General features: G+C 43.2%; 24 protein-coding genes and 1 tRNA gene. 10 read left to right on the top strand and 15 right to left on the bottom strand.

Features of this window, described 5'->3' with window-relative positions:
- Positions 1-102: 102 nt before the first annotated feature.
- On the bottom strand, positions 103-642 hold the full coding sequence (locus MD535_RS16475) for a hypothetical protein (RefSeq protein ID WP_265676123.1): 540 nt from the start codon (positions 640-642) through the stop codon (positions 103-105).
- 163 nt (positions 643-805) lie between these two features.
- Here MD535_RS16475 and MD535_RS16470 point away from each other — a divergent pair, with 163 nt between their 5' ends.
- Positions 806-1009 carry a hypothetical protein gene (locus tag MD535_RS16470; protein WP_265676122.1) on the top strand — a complete coding sequence of 68 codons (204 nt, stop codon included), beginning with the start codon at positions 806-808 and terminating at the stop codon, positions 1007-1009.
- Between the two features lie 536 nt (positions 1010-1545).
- On the opposite strand, the gene MD535_RS16465 is transcribed toward MD535_RS16470, so the two are convergent.
- From MD535_RS16465 to MD535_RS16450, 4 genes are all read right to left on the bottom strand, one after another.
- Positions 1546-2571, bottom strand: a complete 1026-nt coding sequence (locus tag MD535_RS16465; RefSeq protein ID WP_265676121.1) for an IS110 family RNA-guided transposase — start codon at positions 2569-2571, stop codon at positions 1546-1548.
- Complete coding sequence (locus MD535_RS16460; RefSeq protein WP_265676120.1) at positions 2535-3266, bottom strand: hypothetical protein; 732 nt, start codon at positions 3264-3266, stop codon at positions 2535-2537. Before MD535_RS16460 ends, MD535_RS16465 begins: the two co-directional genes overlap by 37 nt.
- A 131-nt stretch (positions 3267-3397) precedes the next feature.
- On the bottom strand, positions 3398-3856 hold the full coding sequence (locus MD535_RS16455; protein WP_265676119.1) for a ribonuclease HI: 459 nt from the start codon (positions 3854-3856) through the stop codon (positions 3398-3400).
- A gap of 107 nt (positions 3857-3963) precedes the next feature.
- A complete protein-coding gene (locus tag MD535_RS16450) occupies positions 3964-4545 on the bottom strand; it encodes a YagK/YfjJ domain-containing protein (RefSeq protein ID WP_265676118.1) in 582 nt (193 codons plus the stop codon).
- Between the two features lie 18 nt (positions 4546-4563).
- On the opposite strand from MD535_RS16450, the gene MD535_RS16445 reads away from it, so the two are divergent.
- Positions 4564-4707, top strand: coding sequence for a hypothetical protein (locus MD535_RS16445; RefSeq protein WP_265676117.1), 144 nt, complete (start codon positions 4564-4566; stop codon positions 4705-4707).
- A gap of 876 nt (positions 4708-5583) precedes the next feature.
- Here the strand turns inward: MD535_RS16445 and MD535_RS16440 are convergent.
- The 5 genes from MD535_RS16440 to MD535_RS16420 all read right to left on the bottom strand — a co-directional run bounded on the left by MD535_RS16440 (position 5584) and on the right by MD535_RS16420 (position 9232).
- Positions 5584-5922: a DUF3024 domain-containing protein gene (locus tag MD535_RS16440; protein WP_265676116.1), complete on the bottom strand. Its 339-nt coding sequence runs from the start codon at positions 5920-5922 to the stop codon at positions 5584-5586.
- Between the two features lie 228 nt (positions 5923-6150).
- Positions 6151-6570 carry a hypothetical protein gene (locus MD535_RS16435; RefSeq protein WP_265676115.1) on the bottom strand — a complete coding sequence of 140 codons (420 nt, stop codon included), beginning with the start codon at positions 6568-6570 and terminating at the stop codon, positions 6151-6153.
- Between the two features lie 211 nt (positions 6571-6781).
- Positions 6782-7201, bottom strand: coding sequence for a helix-turn-helix transcriptional regulator (locus MD535_RS16430; RefSeq protein WP_265676114.1), 420 nt, complete (start codon positions 7199-7201; stop codon positions 6782-6784).
- 59 nt (positions 7202-7260) lie between these two features.
- Complete coding sequence (locus tag MD535_RS16425; protein ID WP_265676113.1) at positions 7261-8052, bottom strand: hypothetical protein; 792 nt, start codon at positions 8050-8052, stop codon at positions 7261-7263.
- Positions 8053-8293: 241 nt separating this feature from the next.
- On the bottom strand, positions 8294-9232 hold the full coding sequence (locus tag MD535_RS16420) for a hypothetical protein (RefSeq protein ID WP_265676112.1): 939 nt from the start codon (positions 9230-9232) through the stop codon (positions 8294-8296).
- 160 nt (positions 9233-9392) lie between these two features.
- Between MD535_RS16420 and MD535_RS16415 the strand changes: the two genes are divergently transcribed.
- The 3 genes from MD535_RS16415 (at position 9393) to MD535_RS16405 (ending at position 11392) form a co-directional block, all read left to right on the top strand.
- Entirely contained in the window at positions 9393-10076 is a 684-nt protein-coding gene (locus MD535_RS16415) for a hypothetical protein (RefSeq protein ID WP_265676111.1), read from the top strand.
- 190 nt (positions 10077-10266) lie between these two features.
- A tRNA-Trp gene (locus MD535_RS16410) sits at positions 10267-10343 on the top strand.
- 740 nt (positions 10344-11083) lie between these two features.
- Positions 11084-11392, top strand: coding sequence for a hypothetical protein (locus MD535_RS16405; protein ID WP_265676109.1), 309 nt, complete (start codon positions 11084-11086; stop codon positions 11390-11392).
- A 31-nt stretch (positions 11393-11423) separates the two neighbouring features.
- Here MD535_RS16405 and MD535_RS16400 read toward each other — a convergent pair whose 3' ends face one another.
- The 3 genes from MD535_RS16400 to rdgC all read right to left on the bottom strand — a co-directional run bounded on the left by MD535_RS16400 (position 11424) and on the right by rdgC (position 14111).
- Complete coding sequence (locus tag MD535_RS16400) at positions 11424-11678, bottom strand: YfhL family 4Fe-4S dicluster ferredoxin (protein WP_265676108.1); 255 nt, start codon at positions 11676-11678, stop codon at positions 11424-11426.
- 1 nt (position 11679) lies between these two features.
- A complete protein-coding gene (trhP, locus tag MD535_RS16395) occupies positions 11680-13065 on the bottom strand; it encodes a prephenate-dependent tRNA uridine(34) hydroxylase TrhP (protein WP_265676107.1) in 1386 nt (461 codons plus the stop codon).
- A gap of 137 nt (positions 13066-13202) precedes the next feature.
- Positions 13203-14111 (bottom strand): recombination-associated protein RdgC, encoded by a 909-nt coding sequence (rdgC, locus tag MD535_RS16390; protein WP_265676106.1) that lies wholly within the window; start codon positions 14109-14111, stop codon positions 13203-13205.
- A 194-nt stretch (positions 14112-14305) separates the two neighbouring features.
- Between rdgC and phoB the strand changes: the two genes are divergently transcribed.
- From phoB to MD535_RS16375, 3 genes are read left to right on the top strand one after another with little or no spacing between them, the layout of a single operon-like run.
- Positions 14306-14995: a phosphate regulon transcriptional regulator PhoB gene (gene phoB, locus MD535_RS16385; RefSeq protein ID WP_042500693.1), complete on the top strand. Its 690-nt coding sequence runs from the start codon at positions 14306-14308 to the stop codon at positions 14993-14995.
- Between the two features lie 19 nt (positions 14996-15014).
- Positions 15015-16313 (top strand): phosphate regulon sensor histidine kinase PhoR, encoded by a 1299-nt coding sequence (phoR, locus tag MD535_RS16380; RefSeq protein WP_265676105.1) that lies wholly within the window; start codon positions 15015-15017, stop codon positions 16311-16313.
- Positions 16313-17284 carry a PstS family phosphate ABC transporter substrate-binding protein gene (locus MD535_RS16375; protein WP_265676104.1) on the top strand — a complete coding sequence of 324 codons (972 nt, stop codon included), beginning with the start codon at positions 16313-16315 and terminating at the stop codon, positions 17282-17284. The genes phoR and MD535_RS16375 overlap by 1 nt, the downstream gene beginning before the upstream one ends.
- 120 nt (positions 17285-17404) lie before the next feature.
- Here MD535_RS16375 and ppx read toward each other — a convergent pair whose 3' ends face one another.
- Positions 17405-18916 (bottom strand): exopolyphosphatase, encoded by a 1512-nt coding sequence (gene ppx / locus MD535_RS16370; protein ID WP_265676103.1) that lies wholly within the window; start codon positions 18914-18916, stop codon positions 17405-17407.
- Position 18917: 1 nt separating this feature from the next.
- Positions 18918-21002, bottom strand: a complete 2085-nt coding sequence (ppk1, locus tag MD535_RS16365) for a polyphosphate kinase 1 (protein ID WP_265676102.1) — start codon at positions 21000-21002, stop codon at positions 18918-18920.
- Positions 21003-21274: 272 nt separating this feature from the next.
- On the opposite strand from ppk1, the gene MD535_RS16360 reads away from it, so the two are divergent.
- Both MD535_RS16360 and pstA read left to right on the top strand, forming a co-directional pair.
- A complete protein-coding gene (locus MD535_RS16360; RefSeq protein ID WP_265676101.1) occupies positions 21275-23506 on the top strand; it encodes an ABC transporter permease subunit in 2232 nt (743 codons plus the stop codon).
- A gap of 20 nt (positions 23507-23526) precedes the next feature.
- Complete coding sequence (gene pstA, locus MD535_RS16355; protein WP_265676100.1) at positions 23527-25173, top strand: phosphate ABC transporter permease PstA; 1647 nt, start codon at positions 23527-23529, stop codon at positions 25171-25173.
- Positions 25174-25175 lie beyond the last annotated feature (2 nt).

Here is a 25175-nt window from a genome sequence, read left to right as displayed (position 1 = left end):
AGAGTGGACGCTTTGTCTAAGATAATAGACTCAGTATTATACCAATCAGTTGGTGGATGACCAGATAGCTAGATAGCTAGATAAAGCTGAGAAAGCTCATGGTTAAAACAGAGTAAAGCCCCAGTCTGTGCCTTCTATGAGCTGGTACTCAATGCAACCGTTATCTAATTCAAAATCATATTTCTTTGCGTATTTCATTACAGTATTACGCACTTCGACTTGGCTCGAACTGGGGTGGATACCTAAGCACCACATACTTCGAAGGTCATCTTCAGAAGATTTCATGTGCCATACCTTCTCAACATCTTTGAACAGGTTATGAATACACTGAGTTGTACTTAGGCTTTGTTTTACTTCTAAAGCAATGTACTTGTCTTTGTTGGTATGTTTACGGCGAAAGGCAAAGTCTATCGCCATGGATTTACGAGTATTTGATCGGCGCTTATCGATATCATATTGACATTCCCGATACCAATTACCAATTTCAGGATAAGTATCAATAAAGCAAGCAAATTCTACTTGAAGCCAAATTTCCCACCCCGTAATGCGATGTTGAGTGATAAGCTGTAAGCGGCTTTGTATTGCAGGTTGCTGGAAAAAATCTTCAACGAGAGCTAGGGTAAATTGGAAGTCTGTTTTCATAGAGATAATGATGACATTATGTGTTTATCGGCTATAAAAGCATACTATGCGCTCAATGTCACTTGATCTTGTCAGAGCTTGAATGATTTTGCTTGGCTTGGAGGCTCCCTCTATCTTTGATAGATTCTTAGTCTCTGCAATTACAGCCAAGGTGCTATCTTCAATGTATAAACGAATTTCTGATATCTTCTCTAAATTTAATCGTAAGCCTGATATCAAAGGTCTGTCACAGACGGAATTCCAACTTCAAATCATCGCGAGGGATGTTACAACGATTAAGTTTATGGTGACAGGTTTGTATCTGTGGTTACTGGCGGATCATCTGCTCTTTCCTTTGATGGAAGCATTTGGTACTAACCCGTATTAATCATTCAGTGAGGGCAATGAGGTGCGTTCTCCTTGCTTGCTTTCTGGTTTTTGGTTTGATACGGGAACGATAAATAAGTGGCTCTGAAGTCAGCAGAGCAAGCGCGGTAAGCTCTGCTATTCAACAGAATGATAAAGCGAGTCGCCACGGTTTGGTTCAAAACGTCGTATGCTCGACGCGAATGTCGATTATCAAATCACACTCTTTGACGCTCAACAGAAGGGATTCGATTCTGTTCATGCCAGTGAGGAGCGGTGTAATTAATAGGGCTACATGGATTCCCCCGGTTGTCAAACATCCGCTAAACTTATGTTGATGGGTTTTGGACTGCCGCTCTACATTCGGCCTACTTATCGACGATTCGCATACGTCGTGGCCCTGATGACTTTGCGCGACTGCGGTGCCTTATTCGTTAGATGACATCTAGTGTGTCCGCCGCATTAACAGGCTCTCCGCAAGTGGTCTTAACCTATCTCCATCATTAGCGTTTGCAATGACCCGGTGGGTTTAACTCTTTATGCTGCTTAAGTTTTTACTTAAGCAGCATAGTTTTCATATTCTGTTTGATTGTGTAAAAGCGACCATATAATTCGTGCGTTCTTTGCGGCAAGTGCCACTATTGCTCGGTTCATTCCTCTTCGTTCCAGAACGCCTCTGCACCACTGACTTAACTTATCTTGCTTGTCGCCAAGGTTGGCAATCACGGTCCTTGCGCCGTGAACTAATAGTGTTCGTAAGTATTTGTCGCCGTGTTTGGTTATCCGACCTAATCGAGGTTTTCCTCCTGTGGAATATTGCTTTGGTACGAGTCCTAGCCAAGCAGAGAAATCACGGCTTTTATCAAATTGAGAGCCATTACCTATCGAAGCGAGTATCGCTGTTGCAGTTTGCGGCCCGATACCTCGAACCGTCATCACTCGTTGAACATTAGTGCTGACCTTAGCAAAAGAGTCGAAGACTTGTTCAGTATCGGCGATACGTTGGTTCAATTCTCCAAGGTGGTGATAAGCATCGGCTATCACCGTTCTTGCGAGGTGTGGCAGTTCATTTTCTGCATCTTCGAGCATTAAGGGAACCTGTTTCATCAATGAAGAGCGACCAACAGGAATGATTAATCCGAATTCAGAAAGCATGGCACGCATGCGATTCATAAGCGCGGTGCGTTCACGAACCCAATGTTCTCTCATTCTATGAACAGATAAGATGGCTTGTTGTTCGGGGGACTTAACGGGCACAAAGCGAGTGGATGGACGCTGAACAGCTTCGCAGATAGCGACTGCATCATTAAGGTCGTTCTTCCCCTTAGTTCTATAAGGAACCACGTATTTAACGGCCATGATACGGGCGTCGTGACCGAGTTTATTGAGTGTTCTTGCCCAATAATGTGCACCACCACACGCTTCAACGCCTATACGCATGAGTGGCATATTTGCTATTGTAGTCAGCAGTTTAGAGCGGGTTACTGACTTATGAAGTAAGACTTTACCATTTTGGTCTACGGCATGAAGACTAAAGTGGTTTTTAGCTAGGTCGATACCGCAGAAATAAGAATAATCAGACATGGTGCCTCCGGTGCAATTAAGTACCACATAAGTGTGGCAGATCCTCGGAAAGGGGGAATCCATGTCATTCGTTTGACTTCAGGCTTAAATACGCCACAACCGAGAGAATGTCCGGTGACAACGGGTTTGTCTAGCATCAAATGGTTGATTATCTGTTTATAAACATGGTTTAGCTGTTTCTGCACCAAGAGAAAATCTTGTCGTTGATTAATCGATACCGCTTCGGCTTTGAGTGTGGAAACAAGGCTGGAGGCAGGATAGCTATCGAGAGAAGATGACAGGCCTAATGTCGACCGCCAACTTTCTTGAATGCGTGTTGTGAAACAAGAATAGCTGTCTGGGTGAGATTGCATCCAGGTCTGATTGATAAGTAAACATAACTCGTATCTGACGGGGCTGGAGGTGATATTTGACTCCCACACGGCAACGATTTGTCCTTTTTCATGATGTCCATCAGCCGAATCGTTAATACGTTGTTGTAGTGAGGTCATCAAGTGATGCAGGTGAGACTCTCCGGTGTTTTCATTGCAGTAGATGTTAATCCCTACAGGTACGATTAACGAAACGGGTAGGATAACCAGTTGTTGGTAACGTCCCATTGCATCGGTGAGAGCCGATTGAATATTCAACAAGGTGAGCTTGGTGTCCGGTGTTTGATGAAGATTGGATAGTGTAGGGTAGAGATATCGGCTCATGTTCAATTGGCTCCATGTTGCGTGTAAAACATAAACGTGGGCTTGTTTGTTCGATAATGGTGTCGGTTGATAGACAAGGACGTGGGGGCTCTCCTTGTCTAATTTTTAAGGTTCTGTTAGCTGGATGAATGTCAGCGTATTGCAGCTTGTGTCGCCAGCTTGTCGGCCTTTTCATTCCCTTCAATGCCCGCATGAGCTTTGACTTTAACGACATGCACAAACTTCCTTGAGCGCAGTGTGTCCACTAATTGCCAGAGCTCCCGATTGGCAATGGGTTTGTTATTGGCTTTACGCCAGCCTTTAGCTTTCCAACCGTCCAACCATTCATTGTAACCCTTTACGCAATACTCATTGTCTGAATAGACCGTGTCGCCATCATTAGCGAATTCTAATCCTTCCACCAGCGCGATAAGCTCTAATTCAGCGTTGTCAGTAGGGCGATTGATGGTCGTCGAGTCGGTATGAATCAATTGCTGCTCTGAATTGTAAATCGCTATGCCAATCCCACCTTTTAGACAACCGTGTTGATTGTTGGGTGCTGCGCCGTCAACGTAGATGGCGCATGGGGTGATAGTGTTTGTATAAGACATGATAATAATTTCCTTCGAGTTTGAATTAAGATGAGTCACACATGGAACGCACTGAAAGCTCCCTGCATGTGTATTGAAAATGATGTCAATGGTTTGATTGGCTATCGCTATAAGGCGCTTTTACCCCAGCAACGTTGTCCGGGGATCTTTCCGTCTCTCTTGGCTAAGTAACTGAGCATACTTACTGCTTCGTCCCATTGCGGTTGATAGTCTTTGCCAGCATACGTACAGATGTTTACTGTATCGCCGTATTGCAGGACACGAGGCGCATACTCCGAAGGTAATCCCATTGCGCTTAAGCACGCTTGTTCAATGCATATTCTTAAACAGGGCCCTTGGTAATCATAACGGCCCCAGCTTTGAAATTGATTACCATTAAGAATCAATGCAAAGTGGTAGTGTGGCAGAGGGGTGCCTTTCTCAATGTTGTGCTCTTTGCACCAAAGGTAATAGAACGCCGCCTTTTGACCGGTCATGTGCTCTAATTTAGACGTGAGTGAACCTAGGAATTTTTTAGTAAATTCCTGTGTACGATAAGAGGTCGGGTCATCAGGGTGGAAATTAGGGTAATGCACATCAAACCGAAACACGCTCACCCGTTTAAATAGGTTTAAAGCTTGGTTGAGTACGCTTTCGATGTCTTGAATGTGATTGAGATTATAGCGATGGCTTGAATAGTGTTGGGGCATGATTGAATCTCGTTATGAATGGATTTCATAACAAACTCAATCGTTGTATTTGGTCAGTATTTAACGCTTACGGCAAAGGTGAAAAGCCTTGATGTTGTTGATATCTCAGTGCAAAAGGCCGTGAATCAAAGCACGGATGTTATTATTTTCGAGACAGACTAATACTACTGTTTTGAAAATTATTCGCATACGAACCCCTGAGTCTGTCTAGCTATAACCCTCCCTCTCAATGTACTTAACGGTCCATAGAGCTCATGTAATTGTCAATTCATTAAGTTGTATGCAAGCATCGTGCTATGGATCCACAAGGCACAAGTCAGCCCTAATTATCCATCATAGAGGCAACAGAGCTTCTACTTGCATTGCACCAGCCTAAACGGCTAATGCATTATCAAATCTACTTCATGCTCTCGCTACCAGCTCATGCTAGGGAGCCGTTATTTATTTAATCTCAGAATCAATCAGCCTATGGCATGTTACTCACGGCATTTGGGTATTTGAAATAGAGGTATTACAACTACGGCCCTAATCATTCGAAGCGTTACCATAAGGCGACGAGTTAACCAAGCCCCATCACCTCAATGAATCATCGCTGATAACAAACGTAACGGTAACTAAGCCTGCGCAACCTGCTTCTGATTAATCATATGAGATTTCAATGATACTGTTGATAGAGTGTCACTGTTATGACTCGGGTAGATAGATATCTACGACGTATGACCAGACAGGGTGCTACCACTAGGACTAGTGTTTAAATGTACTCTATAGATATTGATTAGATTAAAGGTTATTGATATCGATGACATGACTCATGTTCAGTGACAGCATACTGGTTACGACTAGAGTAGTACGATTAGATCATTGATTGTTGATTAGTGGTATTAATATATCCGAACACATTCAGAAAATGAGCAGAGTGATAATTGAGGTCAAAACTCTTATCAGATAGGGCGATTGGCCGCCTTTTTTCTTGTGCGTATGAAGTCAGAGTTACTCGGAAGTTAGCCTTTTTTAAGGTGTTCAACTTTTGAGGTACGCCTACCCCCAAAAGCAGCCATATTGGTCTTTCCTTACCGCTTCTAGCGCTTGCTCTAAATGGTAAAATGCGTCGTACTTCTCCCATTTACCACTGGCTCGCATCCAATAGAGGCGCCAGCACTGCTGTGTACGAACGTAGGTTATTTTCGCGACGGACCTATACTGTTTCTCTGTCGGCCTGTCCCATCTTGCGATGCTCTCTCTGATTTCGATAGTTTGATTGGTGAGTTCGCCTTCTATATCTAATTCATGTCGAATATTGGCTGGTGGACGGAGCTCTTCAATAAATGTATTCAACATTTTGTTGTATCGGGCGTGTTCAAATTTTGAAAAGGGCATAAAGACTCAGGTTATCTGTGACGGTTGTTGCTTGATTGTATCGTTGCTTTGTCTGGAAGTGCTAGCTTATTTAATACGTCAATGGCGTTTATGGAGCGAGTTCTCTATACGTCTGGTGAGTTGATAATGAACATGACCATCTGTTTTGTTTGGGTCGTCGTTCCCATCAATGTATGAAGGGTGAATCGTTTGAAAAGGGCGTTACCGCCCTGTCGTGGGGTTAGATTGCTAAGGCAATAATCGTAACTGAGCGTCGATGATCTTAGTTTGAAGGAAAGTTGATTGCCATAGCTCGAAGCTGGCTTTTAATGTTGGCTCATGTTGCATGAGATTCATTGAATACCTTGGTGTGTCTAGACTCTGAAAGAGGCGTTTCTTAAAGTCGAACAGATGCAGTATTGCAGGTTGGTTTGTATTGAGTTTGTGCCAATGGTCAATGCGTTCAATTCTCCAATTATCATTTCCTTGCTGACATAAAGTGATATCAACGGCTTGCGTTTGAGAAAGAGTAAACCTTAGGCATAGATTTTTGCTGTGGCGACGGAAAGGGGCGGTAGTGAGTTTGTCTAGCGAACTACAAAGCCGGTGTAACCATTGAGCGTCAAATGATAGAGGGCTGTTTGGCGAAATAATAGAAAGTGTGATCATGGGGATATTCTTAATGTAAGCCACTCACTCCATGTTTTCTCTGTGTATTAAAAACGATGACCCACAGAAAATTCTCCGCGTATGACAGGCAGAGTCTGAATAAATAATTTCAGTGAATTTAATCAGAGGAAAAAAGAATGGAGTAAGCGAAGGTGATTGGTTTAATGATGTTGCTGGTGGTTTTTTTTAGCTTGGCGATAATGCCCATAATTTAATCTTGTCGTTCATCCCTTTCTTGGATTTTACCTGCTAGCCATCCCATGATGTCGTTGTATTCCCATCGTCGCTCTCGATGACTGAGTTTTTTCCCTTCGGGAAATTCATTTCTTTTTATTAATCGATACAGTGTGTCTCGCTTAACACCTAATAGGTCGAGTACGTCTTTCATTCTCAACAAACGAGGCTCATTTAATAAGGGGGGGCTGAATGAATCGCCTAATTGCCAGCTTTGGTTTATCCAAGATTTAATTTCAGGGAGAAGCCAGCCACTGGCGCTAGGGCCTATTTTTAGTCGTTGAGGAAATCGGCCTTCAGACACCATGTGATTAATAGAGCTTCGATGATAACCAATCATGTTAGCAAGGTCGTTAATACGGATAAGTCTAAGGTCAGATTGAGTGAGTGTATTCATGTGTATTGCTCCGTAGTGTTAATTACAAAACAATCAGTGAGGTTGTATTGGTTTAATGTTTACCTGTATTTCATCAAGGATAGTTGCTTCAAGGAGTCATTACGGACGACGTTGAGTTCACTTTCTCTTATTGCTGTTTGATAAAATTTTGTTACATGTTGAATTTGAGCAACGTGTCGGATAAACGGATAGCTGCTCATTTCCTTGTATTCTCTGCTATCCATTCCCCAGCAGTTATGGACCGCTTGCATCGCAGGTATGACTGCTTGTTTTACTAGATTTCCATTAATGGGCATTCCAGAAATACAAGCCCAAAAAATTGGTGTCAGAGTGAGTGTTTTTGTCGGTGTTTTGGGTGCCTTGTACTTTGTATCGTATCTTTGAACTGACGTGTATTGGGTAGCAAGCCAATCATAACTTTCTAAAGTCATGATCATTCGGTGAAGAGTTGGTTGACTGATGCACAGCGCTGATTGGATTTGAGGGATGGTTTTATAGCATTGACCTGAAAATTTATTTGAATGATGACAAAGATAATGAATAAGCGTCAGGTAGCGTCGCTGCATATCGACTTTGCAAGAGAAATCAGGCAGGAACAACACCAAGTGCTTCATGTTAATTGGAAAATGTTTGTGTTGACGTTTATATAGATCTTTTAAGGAAAATCTTGGAGAGTTTGGCTCTGATGCATGGTGCTTTTGAATAACGTTGTATTGCTCTGCATAATCATAATGTAGGCAGTAAGGACCTTCTATCAATATAGTGATTTCACTAAACCAAGCGTCGATTTTAGTTGTATGGTCAAAGATAGGTAAGCGATAGTGTCGGTCTCTTGTTGGTTGAGCTAGCATTTCGATCGTTTGCTTTAAATATTGAGTAGATAGTTGCTTAAGAGCCTTATCTCTAAACAATGTAAAGAAGTCGATGCTGGAGTAAATCTGTATTGGCGTTAAAGTGGGTTCAATAAGAGGTGCCCACCGCGTCATGTGTTCGGTGGTTAGTTTGAACTTACAGCAAAGCTTTTTGAGCTTGGTGTTGGGGCGACACACAAACTGAAAAGTGAAGTTTTTCGAATCTGAATATTTGGTACTTTTATAAATCAAAAAGGTTTTCATTGATGTACTCGTGGTTGAATTGAAGTGTTTGGCTAAGGAATGTAGATAAATCATACCTCGTCGTAGTGAGAAGAGGATCGTCACCTAACTCTTGAAGAAGTTGGATTGCAAGATCTTGTGCTTGTAGTAATTGTCGGTGAGCGTGCTGGTTGAAAAAAGTGGTTTTTTCTTTGTTGTCCTCCATTGCTAAGAATGTAGTTTTGTTTCGAAGATAAGTTGAATTGGCAAATTCCTTGATGCCTCGAACCCAGAATAGAGGCTTGATGTTTATATAGGCACCGTTGGTTTTAATCAGTTTTAGCTTTTTTAAAAGGTTTACTCCCTCTAGGGTCTCAGCTTCGCTTTCTTTCATATATAGAGCGAGATGTTTCATTGATATTGGCGATTTTGTTGTGATTGGTGCCGGATAAGAATGTTTTGCTAGCAAGCAACAAATAGCCCAAACCAAAGGAAGCTTTGCTTTACTTACCTCTTTTTGTTCTGCGATGAAATCTAGTATCACTTCGATGTTAAAAGCATTTTTTAATAGTTGTCTGAGATTGTGGATCGCTAACCAATCTGGATGGCTTATATGGTCTTCACTTATTCCCCAATTCTGTTTCATGTTGAAGAATCTGGCGAAGTGAAAAGTGGGACGATCAATTCCCCAATTAAGAAGTGAATAACTTTGAAAATGTTCTTTCTCTTTTGTCTGGATGGCATTGTTTATTTTCTTTAGACATAGCTCCCGATGTTCTTTGATGAGAAGAATGCTGCATGCCTGTAAGGATGCTTCAATGACGGATGAATATTGAACTATAAGCTCATTAACGACGATGTCTTCTAATTTAATTCGCCTACATGGGGTGGCTGAATCATTGGTTATGGATGTAATTTCTGCCCATAATGTTATGGGGTGCTTGTGTTTTTCTTGCATTTTAATATCTAAGGTTTGTGGAGGGTAAGTGCTTATTATACCTTGCCTGTGGTTTTTAATGAATAAAGCTTAATGCTAGGTATAATACAGGTTGATTGTTATTTTGCCTGTAATTATATTCTTGGTATTAACAGGTAAAACTAAGGCTCAAGGAAAAGGTATGATTAAGGATGAATATCAATTATTGCAGACGACATTCGATGGTCTGGACTGTAATAATGAACAACATTTGGCGTGGGTTGGAGGAATGCGAGACCGATTTGGTGGTTTCAATTCAATGTATAAAGGTCAGAGTCATCTGAAATGGCTCTTTGATTACTACACGAATTTATCACCCAAAGAACAGGCTGAATTTGTAAAGAAATGGACACGTTCTAAAAATGGTAGTAAGAAAGAGGAATTGAAAAAATTAACCGTCGATTTGTCATTGAGTGTACATAGAAAGCTCGAACGACAAGCCCAAAAGGAAGGTTTTTCTAAGCAAAACTTGGTCAAGCATTTGGTTAATGTTTATGTCAAGCATCCTGAGGTATTGCGTTATGGTGAGAGAGTTCGAGTGGGTGATGAAATACTCTCTGCTATTTCCAGTCAAAATGAACAACTTTTTTCTGCTACTTTGAGAGCGGAATTTGATACGATGAAAAGCTGGATGAGCGAAAAAGGCTTTTTATTTAATCAGAGTATTTCAACCGAGCACGATATAGAAACACTTTGTAAGATGCTGGATACTCAGTTGTTATATGTCATGAGAGGTGAAGGACGGTTAGATGAAGCAGCTCAAGACCAAGTAGCAAACCTTGGAGCTAAGATTCGACATTTTCAAGCTGGCGTTGATGATGTTTAAAGTGTGGTCAGTTGAATTTTTGCTGTTTCTAGCGTTTGACTTTAGGTACACGTATGGGTACACTGCCCGCAACTCGAAAGGGGACTAACCCTTCACGAAGTCAAGCAAGACAAGGTATTCAAGGTGATGGGTTCGGATGACGTCCACTCCGCCACTTATTTAGACAAAGTTAAGTCTTAAAAACAACTACAGGGGTGTAGCTCCAATTGGCAGAGCAGCGGATTCCAAATCCGCGTGTTGGGAGTTCGAATCTCTCCACCCCTGCCATATTCAAAGGCTCTGACTTAGGTCGGAGCCTTTTTCGTTTTCACTTTTTTAAAGCGATGTGTTGGGAGCTGGGTCGCCAGCGCGGTCAAATCTCTCCACCCCTGCCATATTCAAAGGCTCTGACTTAGGTCGGAGCCTTTTTCGTTTGCACTTTTTCAAAGCGATGTGTTGGGAGCTGGGTCGCCAGCGCGGTCAAATCTCGCCACCCCTGCAATATTCAAAGGCTCTGACTTAGGTCGGAGCCTTTTTCGTTTTCACTTTTTCAAAGCGATGTGCTGGGATCTGAGTCACCAACCCGGTCGAGTCTCTCCACCTCTGCCATATTCAAAGGCTCTGACTTAGATCCGAACCCCTTCTGTTTTTCCGTCTTTAAACGTTAGTCCTAGCATGCTATTTACGGTTTGATAGTATATAGCCCTTGTATCACATTGGTATTGTGCTATTTGGTAAGTCTGTATCTCATTGATAAATAGTCATATTTATCAATGTATGCCATTAATTGTAAATGCAAACTTGACCCTGACGAACTCCTTCCTAGTTTATCTTTATAGATAGTTGTCACAAATAAATGAATGTCAGTCCTCTCATTTTTGGGACTGGAGAAGTGACTTTTGCTTGACTATATTTATCAGTAATTCAGTGGATTAGTTGTTTGTTATTGACCTTTCTGTCACGGTTTAGGCTACTCTACTGCTTTTCTTTGGCGCAAGCCTTTTAGAGTTTAGGTAAGGAATACCGTTATGACTATGATTTCAGCACGGCAATTTTCCCGTTGGCTGAGGGAGAGGTTTTCTTCAGAAAAAGAGGGAGTGATCTTGACGAGAGAAGACATTAATCAGCTTTCAGGCCGTCAAGGGTTCACTTTGGGATTTATCAATGATATTCACTACGAATTGATGCAGCATGGTATCGCCTTTGTTACTGATACCAGTAGAGAGAAGTTTTATTTAATCCCTGTTAACTCTGCCGAAAACTGGCGTAAAAAACTTGAAATACAATACGAAAAAGAGCTGTATTGTAATGTGTTTCCCATTGAAAAATCAGGATAAAAAGAAGCCTCCAAACAGGAGGCTTCTTTCTTTAGGCCATGCCTTGAATAATGACAAACTTCTCTAAAAGTTCATCTTCTGTTTCCACGTTATTGGGATCAGTGATGATGCAGTTAGTTATAGGACAGACCGATTGGCATGTAGGCTTATCGTAATGGCCTTTACATTCGGTACATAGGGCTGGATCGATTTCATAGATCTCTGCTCCCATCGCGATTGCTTCATTCGGACACTCTGGGTCACACATGTCGCAGTTAATGCATTTTCCTGTAATTAACAGAGCCATATTATTTGCCTGTGGGGTTACGAGTATCCTGACCGGCATTTAGATTACGCATAAGTAACGCGAAATCTAGTTCCATATCCTCAGGAACTGGAATGAAGACAAAGTGACCATTACCTTTGGCATCCTCGATAACTTCTGACTTACGGTTTTCCATGACTTCTAGACTAAACACTACGTTCCCTTGGGGAGTCATGATTTCTAAGCTATCACCGACGATAAATTTGTTCTTCACTTCTACTTCCGCTAAAGCGCCACGACGCTTACCGGTAAACTCACCAACAAACTGCTGAGCGTCCGAAACGGAATAACCGTAGTCGTAATTTTGATAACTATCGTGAGTGTGGCGACGCAAGAAACCTTCGGTATAACCACGATGTGCAAGGCTCTCAAGTGTACCCATTAATGTTTCATCGAATGGTTTACCAGCAACGGCATCATCAATCGCTTTGCGGTAAACTTGAGCGGTTCTTGCGCAGTAATAAAATGATTTAGTACGACCTTCAATTTTAAGGGAGTGCACACCCATCTTGGTCAATCGCTCGACATGTTGAATAGCACGAAGATCTTTGGAGTTCATGATATAAGTACCATGCTCATCTTCAAAGGCCGCCATTTTCTCTTCTGGGCGGTGACTTTCAGAAAGAAGAACCACTTCGTCAGTTGGTTTACCTAAACCTAAAGTGTTATCAGGACGCTCATCTTGAACTTCGATAGCACTCGGAGTATTAGGATCGAATTCTTCGACAATTTGACCTGCGTCGTTTTCTTTGCCTTTTTCGACGTTGTACTCCCAACGACAAGCATTGGTGCAAGTCCCTTGGTTAGGGTCGCGCTTGTTGATATAGCCAGATAATAGACAGCGACCAGAGTACGCCATACAAAGTGCACCGTGAACAAAGACTTCAAGCTCAGTTTCAGGGCAATGCTCGCGAATTTCTTCAATCTCTTCAAGCGATAGCTCACGAGACACGATGACACGCTCGACGCCGTTTGCTGCCCAAAACTTAACGGTTGCCCAGTTTACGGCGTTTGCTTGCACGGATAAATGAATCGCCATATCCGGGAATGCTTCACGTACCATCATGATAAGACCAGGGTCTGACATGATAAGTGCATCTGGACCCATCTCAACAACGGGTTTAAGGTCTCGAATGAAGGTTTTTAGCTTAGAGTTATGTGGCTGAATATTACATACCACATAAAATTGTTTACCCAGTTCATGAGCTTCGTTAATACCGATTTGAAGGTTTTCATGGTTAAATTCATTGTTACGGACGCGAAGGCTATAACGAGGCTGACCCGCATAAACGGCATCTGCACCATAGGCGAATGCATAACGCATATTCTTAAGGCTGCCAGCGGGGGATAAGAGTTCTGGAGTAAACATTGATAAAATCTCTATTCTGATTATAAGTCAGGGAAGTACCACCTGGTGGCACTAAGGGGCGCAAATTCTACGCTAAAATTGTGGGTATTCCAAGCGCAGAAATAGGCCCGGAAGTACCGGGCATTGATTTGAAAGGGTTATTGCTGTGGCAAGCCACCAAATGCGTCGTATAAATTGGGTAAGAACGTACTCAATTCGCCACATAGTAAAGAAAAATCGGCGTCAATTCGTGCAGCCGCATCTTCTCTAGGGATATCCTCGTTTTGATCTTTGAGTTCATCACTAAACTTCAGGCGCTTAATGCTGCCATCATCCGCAAAGATAAACTCAATTCGTTCTTGCCAGTTAAGGGCCAGTTTGGTGACAAATTTATTGGCTTCGATGTGGCCAAGAATTTCATCACTGGACAGTTCTTGTTTTTTACAGCGAATGATACCGCCGTCTTCAAGTACAGATTTAAGCTCGGCCTCGTCTAGCATATTAAAGCCCGCTGGGGTGCTGCCCGTTTTTACCCATTCCGTTAGCGTATTTTCTATTGGCTGTTCTGGGAATGCAGGGATAACAGGGAGGCTGCCCATCGTTTTACGAAGTAGCGCGATCACATCTTCTGCTTTTTTAAAGCTGCTAGAGTCCACAATAATGAAGCCATCTTTTGGCATGATAACCATATAGGTGAGATTGCTTCGGCTAAATGCACGTGGCAGTAAATCAATAATAATGTCTTCTTTGAGGTCGTCTTTTTCTTTTTTCTTCAGTGGACGACCTTCTTGTGTTTCAAGCAGGTCTACCTTGTTGTTCAATGATTCTTTAATCACTGAAGCGGGCAACATTTTTTCTTCTTTCTTAGCGCAAAGCAAAATACGGTCTTCAGATACATGAGTCATCATGTCGCCATGTTTGCCCAGAGCGGTCACCCAGCCAAACTTTTGTTTGTCTTGACTGCCACATGGCGTGAAACGAAACTCTTCAAGCTGCTGTTCTAGCTTATCAGCGTTAAACTCAAGTTCCTTATTGAAACGATAGACCAAACAGTTTTTAAACCACATATTACTCTCACATTAATAATTGAACGCTGCACATCATAGGCAATTTTGGCCAGAATGTCTTAGCCTAAATATGGATTCTGACAATTGGATTTGTGCGAAACTTATATGAAAAATTGTTTTCAATGGTCACAAAAGTGTCATAATAATTATTGATAATGCATGCAGTTGATTAGATTCCATAAGGTTACGCCGTTATGTCTAGAAGGATCCTGGTTGTTGAGGATGAAGCACCTATTCGCGAGATGTTGTGCTTTGTATTGGAGCAAAAAGGCTATCAAGCCGTAGAAGCTGAAGATTACGATACAGCAGTCAATAAATTGGCTGAACCATTCCCCGATTTAGTACTTCTGGATTGGATGTTACCTGGCGGTTCTGGCATTAATTTTATCAAGCATATGAAGCGAGAAGAGTTGACTCGTAATATTCCAGTTGTGATGCTGACTGCTCGCGGCGAGGAAGAAGATAAAGTTCGTGGACTTGAGGTTGGGGCCGATGACTACATCACCAAGCCGTTTTCACCTAAAGAATTGGTCGCACGCTTAAAAGCGGTGATTCGTCGTGTTACGCCTACCGCGCTAGAGGATGTGATTGATGTTCAGGGATTGAAACTAGATCCAGTTTCTCACCGAGTAACGGCGAACGATCAACCATTAGATATGGGGCCGACCGAGTTTAAGATGCTGCACTTCTTTATGACCCATCAAGAGCGTGTCTATAGTCGTGAGCAACTACTTAATAACGTGTGGGGTACCAACGTCTATGTGGAAGACCGCACAGTAGACGTACATATTCGTCGGTTGCGTAAAGCACTAGAATCAGCAGGACATGATAAGCTGATTCAAACAGTACGAGGTGCTGGCTATCGATTCTCAACCAAAGGCTAGTATTGAACCGGAGAGGTAGATGGTTGAACGTTTAACATGGAAAAAGCTAGCTTGGGAGCTGGCTTTTTTTTACACCCCTTGGATTGTAGTTGGATGGATATTTGGCTATATGCCCTGGCTACTGCTTGCTGCGACGGTTATGCAGTTGATTTGGCATCTGCATAACCAATTGCGTTTATCGGCATGGCTTTGGGACGAGAAGCGACTAACACCGCCATCAGGAACGGGTAATTGGGAGCTGCTCTTTAATGGTATTTATCGTTTGCAGCAGCGGCAAAGACGAAAGCGTAAAGAGCTGACAAATCTGATTCGCCGATTTAAAAACGGAGCGGAATCGTTGCCAGATGCTGTTGTTGTTTTCCGCAGTGAAGGCAACATCGTATGGTGTAACAAATTAGCCCAACACTTACTTGGCTTTCGGTGGCAAGGGGATTCTGGGCAGCCTATTTCGAATCTTATTCGCACCCCTGATTTTATCAAATATCTCAATAAGAACGATTTTTCTGAGCCGTTAGAAATGCCTTCGCCCTTAAATGTGGAGCGAATGTTGGAATTGCGTATTGTGCCTTATACCGAAGGTGAACACTTGATGGTTGTGCGTGATGTCAGTCAGCTAAAGCAGCTAGAAGGAATGCGCCGAAACTTCTTTGCGAATGTCTCTCATGAGCTGCGTACGCCAATGACGGTATTGCAAGGTTACCTTGAGATGACAGAGGACCCTGACATGATCGTTGGACCTATGTGGACAAAAGCCCACGGGGTGATGACAGAACAACTTAACCGTATGAACAGCTTGGTCAATCAGTTGCTCACGCTTTCTAAGATAGAAGCGGCTCCGATGCACGAATTGGATGAAGTAGTGAATGTGCCTGCGATGCTAGAAATTCTTGAAAAAGAAGCCGTCAGCTTAAGTGGTGATGAAGGGCATGTTATCGAGTTTGATATTGATAATCGCTTGCGGGTATTTGGTGATGAGGATCAATTGCGCAGCGCTATCTCTAACCTTGTTTACAATGCGGTTAAGTATACGCCGCCAGGAGCAGGCGTAAAAGTCCGTTGGTATCAATCCTCCCAAGGTGCATGTTTAGATGTAGAGGATACTGGGGACGGTATAGAAGCTCAGCATTTACATCGTTTGACCGAGCGATTTTATCGAGTTGATAAAGCCCGTTCACGGGATACTGGTGGCAGTGGTTTAGGTTTGGCAATAGTAAAGCATGCCTTGTCTCACCATGACTCTCATTTGGAAATCCATTCTGAAGTGAATATTGGCAGTAAGTTCTCCTTCATTTTACCTGAACGATTGGTTGTCAATTAATGTTAAACACTCCACGTATCGCAGTATGGGTTGGCTTAGTGTTGGCTTCTTTCAGCGTTGTTGCTGCTGAGTTGCCGCGCTATCAAAAAATCCCCGGAGTCTCAGGAAATCTATCTTCGGTGGGTTCCGACACGCTGTCAGGGATGACGACATTATGGTTAGAAGAATTTAAGACGATTTACCCGAATGTAAACGCTCAAATTCAAGCGTCGGGTTCCTCTACTGCTCCTCCTGCTCTTGCTGAAGGCACCGCGCAGTTTGGCCCAATGAGTCGCGCAATGAGGTTACAGGAGGTGAATGCTTTTGAAAGAGAGTATGGCTACAAGCCCACGGCACTTAGCGTTGCAATTGATGCGATCGGGATCTTTGTTCATAAGGATAACCCTATTCAAGGGCTTAACTTTGAGCAGCTTGATAGTGTTTTTTCAGCTACGTTAAGGTGTGGCGCATTAGCGAGTGTGCAGACATGGTCTGAGTTAGGCGTTGAAAGCAATTGGAATCAACGAGCGATTCAAATGTTTGGCCGCAACTCTGTGTCAGGAACTTACGGCTTCTTTAAAGAGAATGCGTTATGCGGTGGCGACTTCAAGCGAAATGTCAATGAACAACCGGGCTCAGCTTCTGTGGTGCAATCAGTCGCATCATCGGTAAATACAATCGGTTACTCGGGTATTGGTTACCAAGTTTCAGGAGCAAGACTTGTCCCTATTGCCAAGCAAGGGAATGAGTATGTTTTTCCTTTGCAAGAGCATGTGTTGTCAGGTGATTACCCGCTGTCACGTTATCTTTATGTCTATGTAAATAAAAATCCGAACAAACCCCTAGAGCCTATAGAAGAAGCGTATATTCGCTATATTTACTCTCTTGAGGGGCAGCGCATTGTAGAGAAAAATGGTTATGTGCCTTTAACTCGGGAGTTTGTTGAGCATGAACTGGATAAGGTGGGTTTAAGGCTCAAGACAGAGAAATAGATCGTAGCTGTAGATCGTAACTATGGCTCGTAATGATGGCTCGGAATTATAGGTCAGTCGTTATTGTTTATCCCCTATGCGTAAACGTATTGTATGGATAGGGGGGCTCAATTTGTGGTGTCACGATAGAGTGAGTGTCCAACCAGCCATTCGCCAATAGGTTTGTTCAGTCTGCAGATCAGCGTGAAGTAATTTATTATTTATTAACCAATGCTCCTCTGTGCTTGAGAGCAACCAGTTATCCTTCTCTTCTACAATTAACCTCATAGTCGGTCTAGGCTCTTCACTTCTCTGGCCATGAAGAATAATGGACAGCCTTAGTACTCGGATTAGCACTTCTAAATGTTTTTTTTTGTACAGTGAGAACTCAGGTAATTCTTGTCGTTTCAACTGCTTTCGTTGGAAGCGTGCTAATGTCGCAAGCACGAGTTGCTCTTCGCTGTTAAAACCAGGCATCGTTGTGTATCTAAGTAAATAGCTAGAGTGACGATGAAAGCCTTGATAACTGATACTGAGGCCCACTTCATGAAGTAATGCACCCCACTCGATTAAACTGTATAGCTTGCTTTTCTTTTTCAGGTTGAAAGTATCGTGCAGTTGATACAAAAAGTCACGAGCTTGTAATCGAACATTGTTGGCGTGCACCATATCAACAAAATGTTTTTTTGCGAGGTTTTCTGCCGTACGCATTCGAATGTCTGTGCGTTGCAGTTGGTCATCCATTTCATAGAGCAACCCTTCACGTAATGCTGCCGTTGAAAAATGCATATCATCTAAAGAGAGGCTATCAAAAATAGCGGTTAGTATCGCGACACCAGCGGCAAAGACGGGTTGCCGTTCAGCGGTTAGACCGGAGAGCGACACCTGAGCAATAGAATTAAAATCGCAGAGTGTATCAATCAACTTGTGTAGACGCTTAAGGGTGATGACCCCATCATCGTAACCCATACCAACTAAGACCGCCTTAATGGCCTTAATGGTGCCTGATGAGCCGAAAGCCACCTCCCAACCTAATCTTCTATAGCGTGGTGCGAGTGCTTCTAGACGTTGTTGAGCTGACAATATGGCTTTCGAGAAGTTTTTTGAAGAGAGTTTTCCGTTGTCAAAGTACTTTTTCGTGTAACTGACACACCCCATTTGAGTACTATTGAGCAAGGTAGGCCGAAAGGCTTCACCAATAATGAGTTCGGTACTTCCACCGCCAATGTCTACGACAAGCTTTGAACTCGATTCTGTCTGAGTATGCGCCACACCAGTATAAATAAGCCGGGCTTCTTCTTCTCCTGGAATGATTTCAATCGAGAAAGGGAGAATCTCTTTGGCGCGTTGAAGAAAACTGGCACTGTTGTTGGCAATGCGTAAGGTGTGTGTGGCGGCAATCCGTACGTTACCAGCATCAAAGCCGTGGAGCCTTTCTACAAACATAGCTAGGCACTCTAGCCCACGTTCAATTGCACCATTGTCTAGATTATTTTCGCTGTCTAGGCCCAATGCCAGGCGAACCCGTTGTTTGTGTCGGCTGACAATCTGTAAATCTTGGTCGACAATTTTTGCAACGACCATATGGAAGCTATTGGAACCTAAATCAATCGCAGCGACTTGCTTATTGGTGTCTATGTTGTTCAGGCTCATCTTATAACCGTCGCTTATTCGCTTTTTTTGTTTGTTTCTCTACGTGTTTAAGATAGTCGTAAATAGCAACTTGCGAACGAATTTTCTTTTTATTGCCACGCAAAACATAACGATTACTCATCTCTTTGTCGATACGACGAGCTTTGACGGTGTCAGTGAAGTGGATATTGATAATGTCGATGATGCGCTGTTTCAGGCGCTCATCTTTTACTGGAGTCGCGACCTCAATGCGATGGTCAATGTTTCGTGTCATCCAATCTGCGGAGGAAATAAACACTTTTGTATCACCATTGTTATGTGCGATGAGCACTCGAGGATGCTCAAGGAAGCGATCAACGATACTAATGATGGTGATATTGTCGCTTATCCCTTCAAGCCCGGGCACTAAAGAACACATTCCGCGAACGATCATGTTTATTTTTACGCCTGCTTGGCTAGCCAAGTAGAGTTTGTTGATTAACCCTTTATCCGCTAGGTTGTTGAGCTTTAGGGTTAGGCGTGCTTTTTTTCCTGCTTGTGCATTGGCGATCTCATTGTCGATGAGTCGGTACAGTTTGTTGCGTGAGTTACGTGGAGACACAATGAGTTGTTCAAATTTGACCGGACGATAAGGGTTTTCAATATAACCAAAGACATGTCTGACCTCATCAGCGATATCTTGGTCGGCGGTAAGTAGGGAGAAATCGGTGTAGAAACGTGCGTTATTTTCATGGAAGTTACCGGTGCCAATATGGGCATAACGTACCATGTTACCGTCTTCTACTCGGCTAATAAGCAGTAATTTTGAGTGTATTTTTAGCCCTGGAGCACCAAAGATCACGTGGACACCGTTATCGGTGAGGACTTTTGACCATTCAATGTTTGCTTCTTCGTCAAAGCGAGCTTGTAGTTCTACGACAACGGTGACGTTTTTTCCATTGTGAATCGCATCGATGAGGGAGTTCATTAAGCGTGAATCTTTAGCTACGCGATAAATGTTGATTTTGATACTTCGTACTTTCGGGTCAAAAGATGCCTGACGAACTAACTCGGTGACATGTCCAAATGAGTGGTATGGAAAGTGAAGTAAGATATCTTGTGCTCGTATGGCATCAAATTGATTGTCATAGCCATCGAAATCGGCGCAGCGCATCGGTGGTAGCGGTTTATTTTCTAAGTAGTCACGCCCTACGTTAGGGAAGCGGATGAAGTCTTTAAAATTATGATATCGGCTGCCCTCAATTAAACTGTCGTAATTAGAAATACCTAGCTTTTTACAAAGAAAGGTTAGCATTGTATTGGGCATGCCTTTTTCATAGACAAAGCGGACCGGCATTGCGCTTAGGCGCTGATTCACCCCCTCTGACATCTGTTCTAGTAGGTTGTGTTCTATTTCATGGCTAAGATCATATTCGGCATCGCGCGTCATTTTGATCGAGTAACCATTTAGCTCGTCATAATCAAAAAAGCCCCGAAAGATATCGTTTAGACAATAACGGATAATATTGTCGAGTAAGATAATGGTCTTCCGACGCTCTCCTTTTTGTTCTGGCACCATAATAAATCGAGGGAGGTGATCGGTTGGGATCTCGAGTAGTGCGTACTGCGAACTCTGCCCTTGTTTTATATCAACCCCAATGTAGGCGTACTCATCTTTTAAAAACTGCAATACATCAATTTCATCTTTAAGTAATAATGGAGTGAGGTGAGGGAGCACTTTCTTTTGAAAGTACTTTTGAATCCATTTTATTTGGGTTTCAGTCAGTTGGGTTTCATTGACAAGAAAGATGCGCCGACGTGCCATCTCTAAAATGAGTTCATTGTAGAGTTCATCAAATTTGAGGTTCAGCTTACGCACTTTACTTTGCATCTTAGAAAGGAGGCGTTTGGACTTATCACTATTGCCACTTTCTTGATTGATCAAAATACGACGCTTGACATCGGAGAAGCGAACTTTATAGAACTCGTCAAGGTTATTGGAGAAAATGCCTAGAAAACGGATCCTTTCTATCAGCGGAACGGTTTTATCAGCCGCCTCTTGTAGGACTCGCTCGTTAAATGATAACCAGCTAAGCTCCTTTTCAACATAGAATTTTTCTGCACTCATAGGATCAACCATTGTTAGTACCCTTGTAGGGCGAGATAATAAAACCTAAACCGTGCACCTTGGTTGGCTTCTGTGACACTTTTATAGAAGCTCTAAGGCAACCAACGACAGTTTATGATTTTCAGTACCTTAGAGGCCGTGTAATATAATTGTCACGTAAACGACATATTATGTTGAGGCATTTCATGCAAGCTTGTATTTTATCCCATAATCTAATGTGGGACGGATTCCTCTTAGAGCCTCAAACATCATCAAGAGATAGAATGTAAATTATGGCAAATGCCAGCTTTTCATTGCATACCAAAGATCGTAAACGTCAGATTCAAGATCGGCTTGCTCGAGGGATCGTCTCGTTTGGTGGACTTAGTGTACTTGCTGGATTGATCTTTATTTTTGTTTACTTAGCTTTTGTCACACTCCCTATCTTTTCCGGGGCGACCACGACTTGGTTGCAACCCGTACCGATGATCACCAGTACCCCTATTATAGCGTCGGTTGTCGATGATAATGCTGAGAATGTGCGTTTCTATACTCAAGATGGCTTAGTTACTCAGAGATCGTTGGCGACAGGAGAGAGCACGACAGAGCGATATGCCGAAGATAATGATGTCGTCACCGCCTCATCTAAACTGTTAATTTTGACTCGAAATAGCAATGAAATTACCGCCATTGAGCCCTCGATTATTCAAAGTGAAAATGACGATGCGCTAGCATCACATAAGAGAAATGAGAGGAAGTGGATTACGGCTAGCACGGATGACCGACCGATTGAATTAGCGTCAGCGGTGCGAAATAACAATATCATCTCTTTCGTTACTCTTGATAATTTAGGGCGAGTTCACCTAATACAAGATGCCTTATCGATGGGGCACGCCACAACGGAACAGACAACAGTGGCGACGCCTCTAACTCGATTTGAGAGCCAACCAGAAATACAAAATAACATCATTACCACGTCTTTTGTTCTTCCTGAGGTTGAGCAAATTCTGTTAACGCCTAGCGCAGATGTCGTGTATGCGCGAGCGGCGAATGAATTGTATGTCTTAGTGTTGCAGGATAAGGCGTTAGTATTGAGAGAAGTGGTGGATTTATCAGCTGTTTCTCAATCTCCAGTGATGAGTATGGAACTGCTTTCTGGCGCATATTCTTTGCTGATTCAGTATCAAAACCAACAGATCTGGCAATGGTTTGATGTGTTGGCGAATAGAGAGCGAACGCTGACACCCATACGTTCGTTTGACTTCTCAGCACCTGTCGAGCGTGTGCTTCCAGAAACGTTAAGTAAAGGCTTCTATGTTCAATTGGCGAATGGCGAATTGGACGGGCGCTATACAACAAGTGAAAGGGCGCTCTTGAATATACCGCTCCCAGCTGGGGACGTGCATAGTATCGCCTTATCAAATAATAATCGTTATGCGGCGTTAGTAATTGGTGATGCACTTCATGTGGTAAAAATAGACAACGATCATCCGGAAATTTCTTGGAGCGCTTTGTGGGGAAAAGTATGGTATGAAAGCTACCCAGAACCAGAGTTTGTGTGGCAGACCACTGCAGCCAATGATGACTTTGAACCCAAGTTCAGTCTCGTTCCTATCGCGTTTGGTACCCTTAAAGCCGCTGGGTTTGCTATGTTATTTGCCGTGCCTATTGCGATATTTGGTGCGATTTATACCGCTTACTTCATGTCGTCAAGCATGCGTAAAGTCGTCAAACCAACCATTGAGCTGATGGAGGCGCTACCAACCGTCATCATCGGTTTTCTCGCCGGATTGTGGTTTGCTCCCATTGTTGAAAGTCATTTACCAGCCGTCATGATGCTACTTATTTCTTTGCCATTGTTATCATTGGCGACGGGCGTAGTCTGGTATTTAATCCCAAGAAAGTTAACGACAAAGTTACCGAGTGGTTTACACCCTTTTACCCTAATTCCAGTCATCTTAGTCGCCATTTATCTAATGATGACGTACTCCTATGACATGGAGGTATGGCTATTTGGAGGGGATGTTAGAGTGTATTTAGCTCAGCATGGCATCGATTATGATCAACGTAATGCCTTAGTTGTCGGGTTTGCAATGGGTTTTGCCGTAATACCGACGATCTTTACTATCGCCGAAGACGCCATTTTTTCCGTTCCGAAGCACTTATGTGACGGCTCACTGGCATTAGGGGCGACACAGTGGCAGACCCTATTGTATGTTGTGCTGCTAACCGCCAGCCCAGGGATCTTTTCCGCTGTGATGATGGGGCTGGGCCGAGCGGTTGGAGAAACCATGATTGTACTGATGGCAACGGGCAATACTCCTATTTTAGATTGGAATATTTTTGAAGGAATGAGAACCCTCTCTGCCACGATGGCGGTAGAGTTACCCGAATCTGATGTAGGCAGTACCCATTATAGGTTGCTGTTTTTAATAGCATTGATTTTGTTTAGTTTTACATTTGTGGTGAACTCCATGGCCGAATGGGTGCGACAGCGATTGAGAGATAAATACAGTGCACTGTGAGCAGAGTAAGGAAACGCGCTATGTTTAAGTGGTTTAAATCTGGCGCTCCATGGGTCTGGCTTACTGGCGGCGCGGTGAGTATCAGTTTAATTTCCGTGTTGGGTCTATTGCTGCTGATTGGCTGGAAAGGCTTGGCGTATTTTTGGCCAGCCCCTTTATATCAATGGCAAGACATCAATGGCGAGCGCTTAATCGGCCAAGTGTATTCTGAAACATGGGTCTCGACGCATACCATTCCGAACGCGAGTGACATTTTGCCAACGTCGGTAGTTGAATCCGGTAAAGTGAAGCGTTTGAGCATTAAAATTGCCAATCGCGATTTGTATGGAATGGACTTTCTGTCAGTACTTAAGCCAGAGCTCTATCAACAACAGACGCCAGCAGATCTTGTTGTTATTGAGCGAACAAGAGGCGGCAACTTTTTTGGTGAGATTACCGCGTTTAGTACTTTTGATGGTGTCGTGGTGTCTAACATCCGGCAGCGGCTTGATGACGCTTTGATAGACGCTCAGCAGACTCGCCAAGATATCGATACGATCATAGAGCGAAGAATTCGAGGTTTAGGACACCAGTTGGAATCTATGCGCTTAAAGCAGCGTAGGGAGGCGTTGAATGGTACATTAACGGAAGAGGCTTCTGCGAAGTACGAGCAACAAAAAGCGATAATTCAACAGCAACTGGCACAGCATGAATTGGAACTGGATGAGTTAAGAAAGATCTTAAATAGCCAACTATTAGTTGTGTCGGATATGAAAGGGGATCGAGTTGAGATCCCGTTAAGTCGCATTGTCGATTTTTGGTACCCTAATCAGATGTCAATGTCTGAAAAGCTGACTCATTGGGGTGGGCAGGTGTGGAAGTTTTTATCGGATGAACCGCGAGAATCTAACTCTGAAGGCGGAGTGTTCCCCGCGATTTTTGGTACGGTTTTACTGGTATTGATTATGTCCGTATTAGTGATGCCGCTCGGGGTAATCGTCGCGTTGTATTTGCATGAGTACGCCGAAAATAACTGGCTCACTCGATTGATCCGCGTCGGGGTGATTAATCTGGCGGGTGTGCCGTCAATTGTATACGGCGTTTTTGGCCTTGGCTTTTTTGTTTATACGATCGGCGGGTCAATTGACTCACTGTTTTATGCTGAGCGTCTACCAGCACCGACATTTGGTACACCCGGTCTGTTATGGTCCGCCTTAACTCTGGCGATACTCACTCTACCTGTGGTTATTGTGACCACGGAAGAAGGGTTAAATCGAATCCCAATATCAGCTCGACATGGTTCGTTGGCATTGGGCGCGACACAGTTTGAAACGGTGTGGCGAATTGTGTTACCCATGGCTAGCCCTGCTATTATTACAGGGCTGATATTGGCCGTCGCTCGCGCAGCAGGTGAAGTTGCTCCCTTGATGCTAGTCGGCGTGGTGAAATTGGCATCGAGTTTACCTGTTGATGCTCAATTTCCATTTCTGCATTTAGAGCGAAAGTTCATGCATTTGGGCTTTCATATTTATGATATTGGTTTTCAAACGTCCAATATTGAGGCGGCACGTCCGCTGGTTTACGCCACCTCTTTTTTATTGGTGACAGTGGTTGTTGGGTTGAACTTAACGGCGATCGCTATTCGTAATAATTTAAGAGAAAAATACCGAACGCTAGGGCAAGATTAACG

It is taken from the genome of Vibrio qingdaonensis (assembly GCF_026191675.1).
Taxonomy (GTDB): Bacteria; Pseudomonadota; Gammaproteobacteria; order Enterobacterales; family Vibrionaceae; genus Vibrio; species Vibrio qingdaonensis.
This window is presented reverse-complemented; position numbering and strand designations above follow the sequence as displayed.